14 protein-coding genes are annotated in these 12,703 nt (G+C 66.7%); 4 read left to right on the forward strand and 10 right to left on the reverse strand.

The genetic code is table 11. From position 1 onward, the window contains the following. Window positions 1–17: 17 nt before the first annotated feature. The 4 genes from IG178_RS11040 to IG178_RS11055 form a co-directional block, all read right to left on the reverse strand. Window positions 18–2,045 carry a S46 family peptidase gene (locus IG178_RS11040; RefSeq protein WP_193212604.1) on the reverse strand — a complete coding sequence of 676 codons (2,028 nt, stop codon included), beginning with the start codon at window positions 2,043–2,045 and terminating at the stop codon, window positions 18–20. 49 nt (window positions 2,046–2,094) lie between these two features. Then, window positions 2,095–2,652 (reverse strand): hypothetical protein, encoded by a 558-nt coding sequence (locus IG178_RS11045; protein WP_193212605.1) that lies wholly within the window; start codon window positions 2,650–2,652, stop codon window positions 2,095–2,097. Window positions 2,653–2,709: 57 nt separating this feature from the next. Beyond that, window positions 2,710–3,552 (reverse strand): NAD(P)-dependent oxidoreductase, encoded by an 843-nt coding sequence (locus tag IG178_RS11050; protein WP_193212606.1) that lies wholly within the window; start codon window positions 3,550–3,552, stop codon window positions 2,710–2,712. A gap of 63 nt (window positions 3,553–3,615) precedes the next feature. Beyond that, on the reverse strand, window positions 3,616–4,824 hold the full coding sequence (locus tag IG178_RS11055) for a Gfo/Idh/MocA family protein (protein ID WP_226895314.1): 1,209 nt from the start codon (window positions 4,822–4,824) through the stop codon (window positions 3,616–3,618). A 7-nt stretch (window positions 4,825–4,831) separates the two neighbouring features. On the opposite strand from IG178_RS11055, the gene IG178_RS11060 reads away from it, so the two are divergent. Beyond that, entirely contained in the window at window positions 4,832–5,449 is a 618-nt protein-coding gene (locus IG178_RS11060; RefSeq protein ID WP_193212608.1) for a trimeric intracellular cation channel family protein, read from the forward strand. An 80-nt stretch (window positions 5,450–5,529) separates the two neighbouring features. After that, entirely contained in the window at window positions 5,530–6,006 is a 477-nt protein-coding gene (locus IG178_RS11065) for a cupin domain-containing protein (RefSeq protein ID WP_193212609.1), read from the forward strand. Window positions 6,007–6,016: 10 nt separating this feature from the next. Here the strand turns inward: IG178_RS11065 and IG178_RS11070 are convergent, their stop codons facing one another. Beyond that, window positions 6,017–6,292: a hypothetical protein gene (locus IG178_RS11070; protein ID WP_193212610.1), complete on the reverse strand. Its 276-nt coding sequence runs from the start codon at window positions 6,290–6,292 to the stop codon at window positions 6,017–6,019. Between the two features lie 154 nt (window positions 6,293–6,446). On the opposite strand from IG178_RS11070, the gene IG178_RS11075 reads away from it, so the two are divergent. Continuing rightward, on the forward strand, window positions 6,447–6,803 hold the full coding sequence (locus tag IG178_RS11075; RefSeq protein ID WP_193212611.1) for a DUF2200 domain-containing protein: 357 nt from the start codon (window positions 6,447–6,449) through the stop codon (window positions 6,801–6,803). 28 nt (window positions 6,804–6,831) lie between these two features. On the opposite strand, the gene IG178_RS11080 is transcribed toward IG178_RS11075, so the two are convergent. From IG178_RS11080 to IG178_RS11100, 5 genes are all read right to left on the reverse strand, one after another. Next, complete coding sequence (locus IG178_RS11080) at window positions 6,832–7,263, reverse strand: hypothetical protein (RefSeq protein WP_193212612.1); 432 nt, start codon at window positions 7,261–7,263, stop codon at window positions 6,832–6,834. A 62-nt stretch (window positions 7,264–7,325) separates the two neighbouring features. Beyond that, window positions 7,326–8,861: a sulfatase family protein gene (locus tag IG178_RS11085; RefSeq protein ID WP_193212613.1), complete on the reverse strand. Its 1,536-nt coding sequence runs from the start codon at window positions 8,859–8,861 to the stop codon at window positions 7,326–7,328. Between the two features lie 34 nt (window positions 8,862–8,895). After that, window positions 8,896–9,996 (reverse strand): TlpA family protein disulfide reductase, encoded by a 1,101-nt coding sequence (locus tag IG178_RS11090; protein WP_193212614.1) that lies wholly within the window; start codon window positions 9,994–9,996, stop codon window positions 8,896–8,898. A 122-nt stretch (window positions 9,997–10,118) separates the two neighbouring features. After that, window positions 10,119–10,478 carry a low temperature requirement protein A gene (locus tag IG178_RS11095; protein WP_226895315.1) on the reverse strand — a complete coding sequence of 120 codons (360 nt, stop codon included), beginning with the start codon at window positions 10,476–10,478 and terminating at the stop codon, window positions 10,119–10,121. A gap of 58 nt (window positions 10,479–10,536) precedes the next feature. Further along, on the reverse strand, window positions 10,537–11,508 hold the full coding sequence (locus tag IG178_RS11100; protein ID WP_193212615.1) for an alpha/beta hydrolase family protein: 972 nt from the start codon (window positions 11,506–11,508) through the stop codon (window positions 10,537–10,539). A 257-nt stretch (window positions 11,509–11,765) separates the two neighbouring features. Between IG178_RS11100 and IG178_RS11105 the strand changes: the two genes are divergently transcribed. Beyond that, window positions 11,766–12,638: an AraC family transcriptional regulator gene (locus IG178_RS11105; protein ID WP_226895316.1), complete on the forward strand. Its 873-nt coding sequence runs from the start codon at window positions 11,766–11,768 to the stop codon at window positions 12,636–12,638. Window positions 12,639–12,703: the final 65 nt, after the last annotated feature.

Genomic DNA, 12,703 nt, shown 5'->3' on the forward strand with positions numbered 1-12,703 from the left:
GAATGCGAGCGGGAGCTTCACTGCCCCAGCTCCTCGAGCACCCGGTCCGCCCGGTAGATCACGCGCATCGCTTCCAGGATCCCCGCGGAGCTGACCGAGACCGCCCGGCCGCGGTCCTCGGTGTAGGCGAAGTCCGAAACAAGCCCGTGCGAATTGGTGTCGAAGATCAGCCCGACCAGCTCGCCCGCCTGGTTCACCACCGGGCTGCCGGAGTTTCCGCCGGTGATGTCGTTGGTGCTGACGAAGTTGAAGGCCACCTCCGGATTCAGGTCACCCCCACGCTTTTTCCATTCCGGTGACAGGTCGAAAGGCTTCACCCCGCCCTGCTTCTCGTGGCGCGCCAGCATGCCGCCGAAATCCGTCTGCGCCGGCACCGGCTCGCCTTCTTCCGTGTAACCCTTCACCACGCCGGACGACAGCCGCAGGGTGAAGGTTGCGTCGGGATAGGTCGCATCGCCCTCGGCCGCGAAGCGCGCCTTGGCGATCTTCGCATGCGCCTGGGCCACCCGCTCGCCGTTTGTCTCGGCCAGCGTCCGCAACTCGCGGGACTCCGCATCCACCAGCCGCGCCAGCGCGATCATCGGATCGTCGCTGGCCGCCACCGCGTCCTTGCCGCCTTCGTAGAGTTTCCGCCGCAGCGCGACCTCCTCCAGCCCGGTGCCCTTCACCAGTTCCGCCGCGCGAACCTGCGGCGACTTGCCGTCCAGGATCTTCGCCACCAGCGGATCGGTCGCGCCCAGTTTGGCGCAAAGGAAGGTCAGCGAGCTCGCCAGCTTCAGCGTCTCCATGTCCTTGTAAACCGGCTCGTCGGAGAACAAATCCAGCTCCAGCGAAACCCGGCCGGCGTCCTGATACTCGCTCAGCCGCTCGCCGTCCGGCTTGCCGGCCTCGTCGCCGGCGCGCAGCAACTCGCGCGCGATCCAGAACAGTCCGGAGCCGAAACCGTCGCCGCCTTCCAGCATCCGCAGCCGCGTCGCCGATCCGTTCATCTCGGCTCCGGCCGCCTCGATCTCCCCGAAGGCGCCGTCCGCCTGCCCGCGCAGCTTTTGTTCCGCCTCCGCCTTGCGGGCCATGAAGCCGGCATCCAGCAAGCCGTCGAGCCGCGCCACGATCGCCTTGCGGCCGTTCTGGGTGCCGATGATCGACCGCTCCGCGCGCCGCGCGTTCTCGACGTCGCGTTCCGCCCAGGCCTGCAGCACGGTTTCATTGCGGAAAATCTGTTCCAGCCGGTGGGGAAAGCTGTCGTCGCGGAGGTCCTCCAGCTGGGCCAGGGTGTTCGAGCGGTTGGTCCGGCCCGGGTGCCCGGAGGTGAAGACCAGCTCGCCCTCGCGCGCGCCCTTGGAATTCCACTTCAGGAAGTCCGGGGTCACCGCCGGCTTGCCGTCCACGTAGGCGCGGAAAAAGCAGCAATCGAGGCAGTAGCGCGGGTACTCGAAATTGTCCACGTCGCCGCCGAACGCCGCCGCCATCGAGTCCGGCGCGAAGACCAGCCGGACATCGGTATAGCGCTGGTAGCGGTAAAGGTGGTACTCGCCGCCCTGATACAGCGTTACCACGTCGGACCGCAGCCCGGTCGCCTCCAGCGATTCCTTCTCGATCGCCGCGATCACCGCCCGCCGCGCCGCCGCCGCCTCGGCCGCGCTTTGGTCCGGCGAGATCGCCGCGTTCACGCGTTCCGTCACGTCCTCGATGCTCATCAGCACGTTGAGTTCGAGGTCCGGGCAGGCCAGTTCGTCCGCCATCCCCGGGGCCAGGAACCCGTCCTTGAGCAAGTCGCGATCGGGCGTGCTGAGCTTCTCGATCATCCCCGCGCCGACGTGATGGTTTGTCAGGATCAGGCCTTGCCCCGACACGAAGGAGCCCGAACCGCCGTTGCCGAAACGCACCGACGATTTCTGCAGGTGCTCCAGCCATTCCGGGGTGATCCCGAAGCCGTACTTCTCCTGCACCTGCCGCAGCGGCGGCTTGTTGAACAACCACATGCCTTCGTCGGCGGTGGCAGGGACGACCAGACTCAGCAGGACCGCGGCATGGAGGGGGCGCATGGCCGGGGACCCTAGACACAGCGCGATTCGAGCGCCAAACGAATCCCGCTCAAATCATCACCGGCAGGCGCAGGCCGTCCCCGGGAACCCCGAGCACGTCGTCGATGAAGTCATCCAGCCGCTCCCGCGTCTCCTTCGACAGGATCTGCGCGAGGTTCTCAAGTTCGCGCCCGCCGATCGCATACGGCAGGTAGCCGAACAACAGGTCGCCGCCATCGCACTGGGCGAACACCTGGTACTCGTCGCCCAGGTCGTCGCCGGAAAGCAGGCACTTCGAGAACCAGGGCGCCGGGTCGTCGGGAGCCGCCGCGATCAAGCCGCGGCGCCGCGCCACCATGTCGACCCGCTCGTCGAAGTAGTGCTCGACCCGCTTCAGCGAGGCCTGCGAAAGCTCCGACTTGATCCGGCCGTGGCAGTCGAAACAGATCGCATACTCGAAGGCCGTCTCGCCGCGGTGAAAGCCCTTCTCGATCAAATACCCCGTCCCGTCCGCGAGCAGGTGGCCGCTGCAGATGCAGCACTTTTCAAAAGGCGCGCCCGTCTCGTCCGAGAACAACATCCCCGGAACCGGCACAAAGGGCACGTCGTCGAGCGGCGGCAGGTCCATTGCGGGAAACAAGCCCCGGAATGCCCGCTCGACAACCCTGATTCCACCGCGGCGGCCTCAGCCCTGCTCCAGAAGCTTCAACAGCGCCGCGAAATCCTGGTCGCCGAGGCCGGCTTCCTCGGCGGCGGCGAGCCGCGAGGTGACCGTGGCCAGCACTGGAAGGTCGGCCGCCATCCCGGAGGCGAGCCGCATGTCCTTGTGCATGTGCTTGATCGAGAACATCGGGCTGAAGTCGCGGGCGCGCAGCACCGGCTCCTTCAGGCGGGTCAGGCCGGAATAGCTGACGTTGCGCGCCAGCGAGCCGAAGAAGGTGTCGTCATCGATCCCGGCGCGGGAGCAGATCGAGTAGGCCTCCGACAAAGCCTGCATCTGCGCGGAAATGTTCAGGTTCATCGCCAGCTTCAGCGCGCAGGCTTGGCGGTGGTCGCCGATCTTGAGTCGGTGCTCCGACACCAGCGCCAGCAGCGGCTCGACCGCGGCGCACAGCGCGTCGTCGCCCCCGAGATAGAAGACCGTCTTGCGATCCTCCGCCGCCGGCTTGCTGCCGGTGAACGGCGCCTCGAGGTAGCGCGCCCCGGTGGCGGTGACTCGGGCTCGGAAGCGTTCGCTGCTGTCGGGATCGATGGTGCTCGATTGGATCACCACCTTGGTGGCGTCGAGTTCGGGAAGGATCGAGTCGAGCACGCCCTGCACCGCCGGCGGGTCCGCGACAACGATCTGGATCGCATCCGCCGCCCGGGCGACCGCCGCGGCGGAGTCCATCCATCCCGGCAGGTCCGGCTGCGGGGTGCGGTTCCAGGCGCCGGCCAGCTTGCCGGCCGCGTGGTAGTGCCCGGCCCAGATCGCGCCGATGATGCCGAGGCCGAGAACGCCGATGTTTTGCGGAGTGGATTCGCTCATGTCCCCAGCAAAGTCGGGGACGCCGCGGATGCGATCAAAAACACCGCGCGACTGCCGGTGGAATCAACGGTCCGGAGCAAGCGTCACCTCGCGGTTGCCGTCCAGGGCCGAGGCGAGGCAGGCATCGACCACCTGCTGGGTCTTGCGCGCCATCTCCGGCCAACGCTCGTCCACCCCGCCGCCGCGAACCTGCTCGCCGAAGGCGCGGAACATGTTGGCCTCCTGCGAACCGGCGGTGGTTTCGCTGGTCAGGTCGATCCCGCACGCCGACTTGGGCACCCGCTCGTGGCAGACCTCGTAGGCCACGTCGCACAGGTCGCTGGGGTTCACGAAGTCGGCGATCCGCAGCGCGCCCTGCTCGCCGCTGACGGTGACCCACTGCTGGCGGTTGGCCAGGAAGGAACAATAGAAGCCGAACGAGACGCCGTCGTCGAAGAACAGCTCGCCGGAAAACTCAAGCGGGCAGCCGGGTCCGCCGTCGGGATTTTCCGCGGCCTTCAACAAGCGCCCCGCCACCCGCTGCGGCAGCTGCCAATCCATCACCCACAGGCCGAAGCGGACGCAGTACCAGCCGAGATCTCCGAGGCAGCCGAGCGGCTCGAGGTCGGACTGGAAGCGGATGTTGCCATCCTTGAAACGCTCCGCACCGAAGAAGCTGAAGGCCGAATGGATCCGCCGCACCGGCCCGATGCGCTGCGGGTCATCGAGGACCGCGCGCACCTGCTCGAGGCGCTCGTTGTGCATGAACATCACCCCGTCCATGAACTGCACGCGGTTGCGACGGCAGGCGTCGAGCATCTCGTCGAGTTCCGCCGTGGTGACCGCGCAGGGTTTCTCGCTGAGCACGTGCTTGCCCGCCTCCGCGGCGCGGATCACCCACTCCTTGCGCAGGCCGGTCGGCAACGGGATGTAGACCGCGTCGACCTCCGGATGGGCGATCAACGCCTCGTAGCTGCCGAGGGCTTCCGGCTCGGCATCGAAGGGCGCACAGGCCTGCTGCTCGGCAATGAAGCGCCGGCTGCTCTCCAAGCTCCGGCTCGCCACCGCGCGGACGATCGAGTTCCCCGAAAGCCGGATCGCCTTCCAGTTCTTCACGCCGATGCTGGCGGTGCTGAGGATTCCCCAACGGAGCGGCGATGCGTTCTTCTCCATGCCCCCATCCAAACGGCAGGTCGCCGCGAAGTCAGGCCCGGATTCCACCCCCTGCGCCCGGCGGCCCGCGACGACGCGGGAAATCTTCGTGACCCCGGCCGGCAAAAGGTCTCCTGTCATCGCAGCCATGCCCCTCGCCGTCTGGATCGAATACCTCGCCGTCGCGGCCTGCGCGATGACCGCCGTGCTGGCGGCGGAAGGCAAGGGCATCGACCTTTTCGGCGTGCTGGTGCTCGCCCTGGTCACCGCGGTCGGCGGCGGCACCGTGCGCGACCTTTGCCTCGATGCCCCGATGTTCTGGATCGAGCAGCCGCTCTATCTCTGGACCGCCCTCGGCGCGGCGCTGGCCACCTTCATCCTGGTCCGCTTCGTCACCCTGCCGGCGAGGACGCTCGCGGTGGTCGATGCCCTCGGCCTCGCCCTGTTCGGGATCGTCGGCACGGAGAAAGCCCTCGCCTTCGGCACGCCGGCCATCGTCGCGGTGGTGCTCGGCATCGTCACCGGGGTCGCCGGCGGCATTCTCCGCGACGTCCTCCGCAGCGAGGTGCCGGTGGTGTTCCGCAAGGACGTCGAGCTCTACGCCACCGCCGTCTTCGCCGGGGCGCTGTTCTTCGTGCTGCTGCGGGAATCCCTGCCATCCGCCAAGTGGCACCGCTGGGTCTCGATGGCCCTCATCGTCGCGCTGCGCCTCGCCGCGATGCGCTGGAAATGGCGCCTGCCGGGCTTCCGCATGCACGGACGGTGAGAATGGCTCCCTTCCCAGCGGCCGCGCCATCCGCTAGAAGCCGGCCGCAACACGATTCCACCTGACCTTTCGAGAACGCCATGAACCCGAATGCCACCGATTGCCACTTCGTGACGCCACCTGAAATGAAGGTCCTGGAAGCCTTCGGCGACCGCGCCACCTTCCGCCTGACCGGCCGCGAGACGGCGGGCAAATACACCGCGTTCCTGCTCGAGACCCCGCCCGGCAGCGGCCCGCCCCCGCATGTCCACGAGCGGGAGGACGAGTGGTTCCACGTGCTCGAGGGAGAGGTCGAGTTTTTCGCCAATGGCACCTGGTCGCGGGTCGAGGCGGGGAGCACGGTGTTCGCACCGCGGGGATCGCTCCACTGCTTCCGCAACACCGGCAGCACCGTGCTGCGGCAGTTGATCCACACCGCCCCCTCCGGCTTCGAGGACTTCTTCGCCGCAATGGCCGCCGAATGGCAGGCCGAAGGCGGCCCCGACATGGGCCGGGTGGTCGCGCTCAGCGCGGAGTTCGGCATCACCTACCCCGAGGTCGATCCGGCGGGCACCTGAAGCACCACGGTCAATTCGCCCGCGGCAATGCGGCGAGGTAGCGCGACGGGCTGGCCTGGAAGCGCTGCTGGCAGGCGGGCGAGCAGAAGATCAACTCCTGCCGGCCGCGGACCTCGGTGACTTCCGGTCCGCGGCCGTCGAGGAGATCCTCGCACACCGCACAGGTGACCATCGGATACGGCCGGACCCCGGCGGGACGTTGCGACACCGGCCGGGAGGTCGGGCCCGCGGTCTGGCAGGAGGAAAGACCGGCGACCAAAAGGAGAACAGCGAAGGCAGCTTTCACGGAAAGCGCGGGATTGGAGTGGAAAGCGCGGCGGAACGCAATCGCGACGCGTGGCGAAAACGGGGTGCCGCGCGTCCGAGGCGACCGGCCGGCGAGACGCTCTCCCTTGGCCTTGTCCCCGCAGCTGTGTTAGAGAGCGGTCAGGAGACGAACCATGGCCCGACACCGGATCTACACCACCCCCTTCGCCAGCGTGTATCCCCACTACGTCGCCAAGGCGGAACGCAAGGGACGCACCCGGCAGGAAGTCGACGAGGTGATCCGCTGGCTGACCGGCTACGACCAGGCAGCGCTCGAGGAGATCCTGCAAGGCCCGGTCGACTTCGAATCGTTCTTCGCCGCCGCGCCGCGCATGAATTCCTACCGCCACCTCATCACGGGATCGATCTGCGGGATCCGGATCGAGGAGATCGAGGATCCCCTGATGAAGGAGATCCGTTACCTCGACAAACTCATCGACGAACTGGCGAAAGGCCGGCCGATGAAGAAGATCCTGCGCGGGGAGGGCTGAGCGGTTTGAGAGGATCCACAACGCGGCCTCACCGGAACGCCCCCGCGATCCCCGGGCGGGTCATGCCGTGGAGCACCATGATGGCGACCGTGGTGCCGTGGGGGAAATTGATCAGGTTCAAGACCGCCATCGCGGTGACCCAACGGCGCGCGCGGCAGTTCAGGCTCCAGATGCCCGCCAGGATGGTGCCGAGGCCGAGGATCCAGCCGAACATCACCTGGAAGGACATGTAGGCGGCCACCATCTTGGTGAAGAGGTCGGCGTCGGCGCTGCCGAAGGCGTGGAAGATCCGCGCCGGGCTCATCAGCACGGTGTCGCTCACCGCCCAGGCGTGGGCCATCACCATCAGCGAGAACAGCAGCGTCAACGCGCCGGTCACGATCTGGAGGTAGCCCATGAAAACGAGGTAGCCCTCGCCGCGCCGGAAGTCGGCGTGTTTCGGGGAGATTGAATCCATCATGTCGATCCTTTCGTTGGAACGGATCAACCTGCCACGAATCGCCGCGCAATTCCACCCGAAGATCAGTCCAGTCCGGGGAACAGCTCGATCAGTTCCGGCCGGAACGGGATCTTGCCGTGATTCTCCTGCCGGGGTCCCGGGGTGCTGCGGCCCTGCCGGATCAAGCGCCCGAGTTCCGCGGCCAGCTCCTTGACCTTGCCGGGGTGCGTGGCCTGCAGGTTGGTGGTTTCCGCCGGGTCGTCGCCGAGGTGGAACAACTGCACCCGCGGCAGTTTCGCGTCCTTCCAGGCGACTTCCGGTTTCGGATCCGACCAGCCGCCGGACCCGGGGCAGAGGCACAGCTTCCACGGCCCCTTGCGGATGGCAAAGGAGCCGTTGATCGAGTGATGCACGGTCGCCCCGCGCTCCTCCTGCTCCTCACCGCGCAAGGTCGGCAGGATGGACACCGAATCGACGGCGGTCGCGGCATCGACGCTGCGTTCGACGGCGTCGGCACAGGTCACAAAAATGTCGGTCTGGCAGATGGTTCGTGGGCTCGTCGTCCCGCCCGCGATCTTCCCGGGCCAGCGGACGAGGAAGGGCACGCGGTGGCCGCCTTCGTAGATGTCGGCCTTGTGGCCCCGCAGCTTGCCGCAGGGGAAGTGACCCTGCTTTTCAAGCGCCGGGATCCCCGCCGAGGGCGAGCAGCCGTTGTCGGTGGTGAAGAAGAGCAGCGTGTCGCCGGCAATCCCGTGTGAATCGAGTTCCGCCATGACCTCGCCGACCACCCAATCGGTCTCCATCACGAAGTCGCCGTACTTGCCGATGCCCGACTTGCCGGTCCACGCCTTCGACGGGGCGATCGGCGTGTGCGGGCTGGTCAGCGGCAGGTAGAGGAAGAACGGACCTTCCCTGGCCGCTTCCCGCTTGATGAAGGCGCGCGCCTCGCGGGCGAAGTCACCCAGGCACTGGTCGGGCTCCATGTCCTTCACCGCCGGCCCGAAGCGCCCCGGGTGGAAGTTCTTCGTCACGGTCGGCACCTCGATCACCTTGTCGTCGCGCAGGTAGACATACGGCGCCATGTCGAGGGACGCGGGAAACAGGAAGTCCTCGTCGAAGCCGAGGTCCACCGGTCCGCCCTTCACCCGCTTCGTGTAGTCGATGCTCCAGCCGACGCCCTTGGTCGGTCCCGTGACCGCCTCGGCCGGTTTGTCGAGCTTGCTCCAGCCGAGACCGAGATGCCACTTGCCGACCACCATCGAATGGTAGCCGGACGCGGCGAGGAACTTCGGCAGGATCGTCTCGCCGTGGCTGATGAGGCTCGGGCTGTTGCCACCCAGCACGCCCTTCTTCAGCGGCGAACGCCAGTTGTAGCGACCGGTCAGCAGCGCATAGCGGGTGGGCGTGCAGACCGACGACGAGGTGTGCGCGTCGGTGAACCGCATGCCCTCCTTCGCCAGGCGGTCGAGGTTCGGGGTCGGCGCCTTGCCGCCATTGTGCGAGACGTCGCCGACGCCCATGTCGTCGGCGAGGATCACCACGATATTGGGGCCGGCGCCGCGGGCCGCGACGGAAGCCGCGGCCAGCAGCAGGGCGAGCAAGGGAGTTTTCGGGAGCATCTCGGAGAAATCGTTGCGGGTCGGTTCCGGTGTCTCAGTCGCCGCTCTTTTCAGCGGCCCAACCACCCAAGGTTTCGGCGTCGGGCATGGTGCCCTCCTCCAGCGATGCGATCAACTTCCGGCAAACGGCCGCCGTATACTGGCCCTTTCCTCCGGCCTCCGCCTCGGCCTTCTTCGCGGCCTCCTGCGCCGCGGCCATCGCCTTGTCCTTCTGGCCGAGTTCCCAGCGGATGCCGGCCAGCCGGATCCAACCGTAGTTGCCGGGCGTCCGGGCGACCGCCAGCTCGTAGTCGGCGGCGAGTTTTTCCTTCAGGTCGGCGGGCATGCCGTCGGTCCGGCCGGGGAACATGAAGAGATTGTAGGCCACCGTCTGCCGGGTGCGCTCATCGGCCACCGCCGCGTAAGCCTGGTCGGCCGCCTCCCAGTCGCCGCAAGCGACCAGGGCCATGACCCGCACCGGCGGCAACGAAGGGCTCTTGGGATCAATCGCCTCGAGCTCCGCGAGCTTGGCCCCGATCCGCTCCTTGTCCTTGTCGCGCATCGCCTTGTGCAGCTCGAGCGACACCTCCCGCGATTGCGCCTGCAGGCGGTCCGCTTCCAACATCGACCCGAGCGCCTTTTCCTGGGCATCTCCGCCTTCCAGGAACGCCTCGATGACCTCCCCGGTCAGGCGCGACGGATGGGTCCGCAGCAGCACACGGCCGTCCTTCACCACGAAGGCGGACGGAATGCCGGTCACCCCGGCGGGCTTCAGCCACTCCGTCTCGAAGGCCCCGCCCTTGCCGGTGTAGGCCACCGGGTAGGACATGCCGTCGCCCTTCTTCTTCACGAAGGCCGCCACCATGTCGCGACCATCTTCCCACACATTGATGCCACAGACCCGCAGGCCCTTCTGGCGGTAGCGGTCATAGAGCTCGTCGACGTGCGGGATCGCGGCGACACAGGGGCCGCACCAGGTCGCCCAGCACTCCAACAGGTAGACTTTCCCCGGCTCCCATTCGGCCGGCGCCTCGCCCTGGATCCAGTCGAGTTTGCCGAAGGTGGCGGTGGTCACGGCCTCCCCGGTCTTCTGCGCGAAGAGCGGGACGGGAAGGGTCATCAACAGGGCGGAAAGCAAGCCGAAGCGGGTCTTCATGGGATCGTGTGGAATCGGTGAAACGGATCACGCCCCGGTTGCCGGGCTGGACAACCCGCATGCACCGGAGACGAATTTCCGACCGGATTAGCACCTCAAATTGTTTTTTCGACGAAAAAGCGTCATTTCTCGCCACAATTCGCCCTTATCGTTGATAAGCAAGGTCGATCACCCATCTGCACCATCGTCAGGATGCGGTAGAGCATGTCGTCGGCCGAGGCGAACCTGGTGTAGTTCATCCACGCCCACCAGATCGCCGCGAAGGCGAGGAGATACCCCGCCACCGCCTGCGCCGTGTGATGTTCCACCACGCCGTGATGGAGCCGCGCCGCCGCCCGGGCGATGGCCACGACAAAGGTCAGGTCGAACAACAGCTCCAGCGGCGTGGAGGTACGATGCTCCTCGTGGATGTCCCGTCCACGGGCACGAGCGGCGGAAGGACTGATGCAGCCTTTCCAACGGACCGCGGGCCCCCGGGGCAATCCAATCGCTTGCCGCCGGGGGCTGAAGTTTCACCGGAATTCCGCCGGTCCGCCGGTCTCACTTCATGTATTTGTCGATGAAGGGCAGGATCTGCTCCGGATAGCGGCCGAAGTGGTTGTAGCCGTCGCGGAAGCGCTTGGTCGTGTCGCGGATCCACAACAGCTCCTTATCCTCGCTGCCGAGCAGGTCGAAGGTCTTCTGGCCGTCCTCCGGATTGCGGGTCCACTCGTCGTCGTGCACCTGGACCATGAGCACCGGCATCGTCACGCTCGAGGCCCAAAGGTGGGGCGTCATTTCGGCGGCGACGAATCCGCCCATCTTCATCAGCTCGAGGTCGATGAGCTCCTGGTACTGGCTCACGCCCTGGAGCGACGAGAAGGCGTCGTAGATGGCGGCCATCGAAACCACCATCGGACTCACCATGCAGGCAACGTTGGCGAACAGCTCGGGGTGGCGGTGGATCGCGTGGTACTGCGAGTTGCCGCCCATGCACTGGCTGTAGAGGCCGACCTTCATCTTCGACAGCCGCGGGTGGGCGTCGACCCAGCGCTTCACGCCGACGCAGTCCCGCCACTCCCACTGGCCGATGCCGCTCAGTCCGCCGTTGGCCGCGGCGCTGTTGCCGTGGTTGCGGATGTCGTAGGTGAGCACGTTGTAGCCGGCGTCGGTCAGGTGCTTGTACTGGAGGACGAAGTCGATCTCGACGGCGTCGTAGTTGCTCCACGGCGCGCCGAAGTGACCGGGGAAACCGGAGCGGCACATTGGCAAGGCGTGGTTGAAGATGATCAGCTTGTCGCTCTCGCCGCCCTTGGCCGTGATGTACCAGCCTTCCAGCGGGGTGCCGTCTTCGGACGGGATGATGACGTCGGTCCAGCCGGTCATGCCGTGGTCGTCCGGCGTCTTGTGGAGGAAGCTGCGGAGCGGCCGCACGATCTCGGCCAGTCCCTTGACCTTGGCGTGGTCGGATTCGGAGATGGTCTTGAGTTGCTCGAGGGCTTTTTCAAGGCGGGCTTGGGGCATTCGGCTCATGATCGTTGATGGGTTGGGGTTGGGGAAACGAAGGATTCGTTTCGGATCACACCCTACCCATGGATCCTGTTCCAGCGGTAGAACGATTCTGTCGCATTCTTGCCCGATCGTCCGGCCGGCCGGAATCGGATTGCCGCCGGCTGCCTCCGTCGTAGGTTGCTTCGAAAGCCGCCATGAGAAGCCGAAGCAAGTCACCAGCGAATCGTGGAAGATCTCGGGACATCGCGGCCTCGTGGACCGAAAAGGCCATGCATTCCATGGTGAAACGCGTCCTTGAGCGGATTCCCGGGCCCGGCGAGCAGGCCCTGGGCATCCCCAACCTGACGGTTTATCGCTTCGACCAACCCACCGCGCCGAATGCCTACATGCTGGAGCCCAGCGTTTGCCTGATTCTCCAAGGGCGCAAGTGGGTCGCGATTGGCGAGAACCAGCACGTATACGATGCGAGCCGCTTCTTCGTCACCTCGCTCGACCTGCCGGTGGTCGCACGGATCCTCGATGCCAGCCCCGATCAACCTTACGTGGGCCTCCTGCTCCGGCTGGACCGGCGACAACTCGCCGAGCTGGTCATGGAGCAACCGATGCCGGGACCGGGTGCGGGTTCCAGGCAGGAGGTGATCGAGTTGGGAGCGCTGACCCCGACTCTGCTCGGCGCCTTCGAGCGACTGCTGGCGCTGGCGGACGAGCCGGAGTCGATTCCCGTGCTCTCGCCGCTGATCCAAAAAGAGATTCTCTACCGGCTTCTCTCGTCGGAGTGCGGAGCGAAGCTCCGCCAGATCGCCACCGGCGGCAGCCCGACCCAGCAGATCGGACGAACCATCGACTGGATCAAGGCGAACCTGGCCGAGAGGCTCCGGGTGGAGGACCTCGCCCAACGGGCGGGGATGAGCGTGTCGACCCTGCACCACCATTTCCGCGCGCTGACTTCCCTGAGCCCGCTGCAGTTCCAGAAGCGGCTGCGCCTGAACGAGGCGAGACGCCGGATGCTCAATGGGCAGATGGACGCCGCCACCGCCGCCTTCGAGGTCGGCTACGAAAGCCCATCGCAATTCAGCCGTGAATACAGCCGCCTCTTCGGTGCCCCGCCGATTCGGGACATCAGGAGCCTCGGCGCAGCGATCGCGGGCTGAGAGGGGTGGCGGATCCGGCGGGGACGGCCAAAGCGCGCCGGTTATCGCCGATCGGGACCGAAGGC

It is taken from the genome of Neoluteolibacter marinus (assembly GCF_014904755.1).
Taxonomy (GTDB): Bacteria; Verrucomicrobiota; Verrucomicrobiia; order Verrucomicrobiales; family Akkermansiaceae; genus Haloferula; species Haloferula marina.

Bases quoted from the DNA above. Each gene is read 5' to 3' on its own strand.
- IG178_RS11045 (WP_193212605.1), bottom strand. From the start codon at position 2,652: ATGGACCTGCCGCCGCTCGACGACGTGCCCTTTGTGCCGGTTCCGGGG.
- IG178_RS11075 (WP_193212611.1), top strand. From the start codon at position 6,447: ATGGCCCGACACCGGATCTACACCACCCCCTTCGCCAGCGTGTATCCC.
- IG178_RS11060 (WP_193212608.1), top strand. From the start codon at position 4,832: ATGCCCCTCGCCGTCTGGATCGAATACCTCGCCGTCGCGGCCTGCGCG.
- IG178_RS11050 (WP_193212606.1), bottom strand. From the start codon at position 3,552: ATGAGCGAATCCACTCCGCAAAACATCGGCGTTCTCGGCCTCGGCATC.
- IG178_RS11100 (WP_193212615.1), bottom strand. From the start codon at position 11,508: ATGAGCCGAATGCCCCAAGCCCGCCTTGAAAAAGCCCTCGAGCAACTC.
- IG178_RS11105 (WP_226895316.1), top strand. From the start codon at position 11,766: ATGGTGAAACGCGTCCTTGAGCGGATTCCCGGGCCCGGCGAGCAGGCC.
- IG178_RS11085 (WP_193212613.1), bottom strand. From the start codon at position 8,861: ATGCTCCCGAAAACTCCCTTGCTCGCCCTGCTGCTGGCCGCGGCTTCC.
- IG178_RS11080 (WP_193212612.1), bottom strand. From the start codon at position 7,263: ATGATGGATTCAATCTCCCCGAAACACGCCGACTTCCGGCGCGGCGAG.
- IG178_RS11040 (WP_193212604.1), bottom strand. From the start codon at position 2,045: ATGCGCCCCCTCCATGCCGCGGTCCTGCTGAGTCTGGTCGTCCCTGCC.
- IG178_RS11065 (WP_193212609.1), top strand. From the start codon at position 5,530: ATGAACCCGAATGCCACCGATTGCCACTTCGTGACGCCACCTGAAATG.
- IG178_RS11055 (WP_226895314.1), bottom strand. From the start codon at position 4,824: ATGACAGGAGACCTTTTGCCGGCCGGGGTCACGAAGATTTCCCGCGTC.
- IG178_RS11090 (WP_193212614.1), bottom strand. From the start codon at position 9,996: ATGAAGACCCGCTTCGGCTTGCTTTCCGCCCTGTTGATGACCCTTCCC.